Raw genomic sequence first — 2,290 nt, 5'->3', positions numbered from 1 at the left:
TGTCGGCGGCGGCTGAACCGTGACCCACTTTGGACGGTTGAGTTCTGACCCTCGCGTCGTCGTTGGCCTTGTTCAGTCGTTGTCGGTGGTGCGGGTGCGGCCGAGTTCGCGGCCCCGCATGCGGTAGGACTCGCCCTTGAGGGAGTGGACCTCGGCGTGATGGACGAGTCGGTCGATCATGGCGGCGGCGACGGTCTCGTCGCCGAAGACCTCTCCCCAGCGTCCGAACGGCTTGTTCGAGGTGACGATCACGCTGGCCCTCTCGTATCGGTTCGAGATCAGCTGGAAGAACAGGTTCGCGGCCTCGGCCTCGAATGGGATGTAGCCGACCTCGTCGATCACGATCAGCGGGTAGCGGCCGAGTTTGACGAGTTCGTCCTGGAGGCGTCCGGCTTGGTGGGCGGCGGCCAGGCGGTCGACCCACTGGGAGGCGGTAGCGAACGCGACCCGGTGTCCGGCCTGGCAGGCGCGGATGGCGAGCCCGGTGGCGAGGTGGGTCTTGCCAGTGCCCGGCGGCCCCAGGAAGATCGCGTTCTCCTTGGCCGCTATGAAGTCCAATGTTCCCAGATGGGAGAGTTGTTGGCGCGTCAGGCCGCGCAGGTGGGTGACGTCCAGTTCTTCGATGGTCTTGATCGCGGGGAAGCGGGCGGCTCGGATGCGGCCCTCGCCTCCGTGGCTGTCGCGGGCGGAGACCTCGCGCTGCAGGCAGGCGACCAAGTACTCGAGGTGGGTCCAGGACTCGGCCTGGGCGCGTTCGGCGAGGCGTTCGGCGGCGTCCAGCAGGGCGGGGGCCTTCATCGCGCGTGCGTAGAAGACCAGGTCGGCGGCGGTCTGGCGGCCGGTGCGGGCCGCCTGGCCGTCGGGCTTGACGGCCTCGGTCGTGGTGGTGCGGGCCATCAGGTGCCCTCCTCTTGTCCGGCGCCGCCCTCGATGAGGGTGAACATGCGGTCATAGGTGCCCAGTTCGCGTTGCTCGACCTCGATGCCGAGGCTGTCGGGGGCCAGGAGGGCGGCGCGGGCGGCGTGCACTCGGGCTGCCTGTTGGTGGATCACCTCGCCGCGCAGGACGCGGGCCGCGGCGGCGTGCTCGGGGTCGGTCAGGCTCTGGTGCTTGGCCCAGCAGCGGGCATGGCGGGCCACGATGTCGTTGCCGGCGATGACGGTGACCTCCTCGTTGTCGGCGCGGACCATCACGGTCTTGCCGATGGCGCGGGGGTGGACGGAGTAGTCGTTGGTGTCGACGCGGATGTAGTGGTCGCGGCCGATGCGGGTGTGGAAGCGCCACCAGTGGGGCGGGCTGACGGGTGGGATGGTGAGCATCGCGGCGCGGTCGGCCTCCCAGCGGTCCACCGGGCGGGCGTCGATCGAGCGGTGCTGGCGCCGGTTGGCGATCTGCAGCCAGCCGGCCAGCTGGGTGTTGAAGTCGGTGGGGCCGGTGAACGTGCGTCCGGGCAGGAAGCTGGTCTCCAGGTAGCCGTTCGCGCGCTCGACCAGGCCCTTCGCCTCCGGGTCGCGGGGCCGGCAGAGGTGGATCCTGACCGCGAGCAGGCCGGCGAACGCGGCGAACTCGCTGGTCAGTTTGCCTTTGCCGACACCGGTCTCGTTGTCCCAGACCAGCATTTTCGGAACGGCTCCCCAGCCGCCGGCGAGCAGGCGCCAGTGGCCGTCGATCAGATCGCCGGTCTGCCTGGAGGGCAGCATCCGGGCAGTGATCACCCGCGAGTAGCCGGAGACGATGACCAGGACCGGGGGCCGGCCGCACTGGCCGTAGCCGAGCGGGATGTCCACCGCCGGGAACCAAAAGTCGCACTGGGCGAGCTCGCCCGGCTGGTAGACCGTCCGCGAGACCGGATCGGCGGGCAGGTAGGCCGGTCGCAGCTCGCGCACGCGTTCCTTGAGGATCGTCAGCCCGCGCTGCCAGCCGATACGCTCCGCGATCACCGTGGCCGGCATCGTCGGGGTCTGCTTGAGCAGCTCGCGGATGGCCGGCTCGACCGCGTCCACCGCCGAGCCCTTCAGCGGGCGCTGGTAGACCGGCGGCCGGTCGGTGGCCAAGGCTCGTTTCACCGTGTTCTTCGAGATGCCCAGGTGCCGGGCGATCGCCCGGATCGGCATCTCCTCGGCCCGATGCAGCCGGCGGATCTCAGCCCAGTCCTCCACGGGAATCACCCTCTCCTCCTGACCCTCGACGGGGATCAGGATGATCAGACGATCGCAAGAAGGGTCGGATTTACTCCGGTGGGTCCCGTTTCATCCGCCGTTCAGCGGTCAGTTTTCAACCGTCGCTGAGA

The 2,290-nt window shown here is 69.4% G+C and carries 2 protein-coding genes; both read right to left on the bottom strand.

Annotated elements, in window-relative coordinates:
- Nucleotides 1-72: 72 nt before the first annotated feature.
- On the bottom strand, nt 73-897 hold the full coding sequence (gene istB, locus P3T35_RS40245; RefSeq protein ID WP_101378280.1) for an IS21-like element helper ATPase IstB: 825 nt from the start codon (nt 895-897) through the stop codon (nt 73-75).
- The gene (istA, locus tag P3T35_RS40240) at nt 897-2,168 is read right to left on the bottom strand and encodes an IS21 family transposase (RefSeq protein ID WP_101378279.1); all 1,272 of its coding nucleotides are present in this window, start codon (nt 2,166-2,168) and stop codon (nt 897-899) included. Before istA ends, istB begins: the two co-directional genes overlap by 1 nt.
- Nucleotides 2,169-2,290: the final 122 nt, after the last annotated feature.

This window comes from Kitasatospora sp. GP30, from assembly GCF_029892145.1.
Taxonomy (GTDB): domain Bacteria; phylum Actinomycetota; class Actinomycetes; order Streptomycetales; family Streptomycetaceae; genus Kitasatospora; species Kitasatospora acidiphila.
Note: the sequence above shows the minus strand (reverse complement) of the source record. Positions and strands in the feature narration are given on the sequence as shown.

Excerpts from the sequence above, each read along its gene's own strand:
- istB (WP_101378280.1), bottom strand. The coding sequence starts at position 897 with ATGGCCCGCACCACCACGACCGAGGCCGTCAAGCCCGACGGCCAGGCG.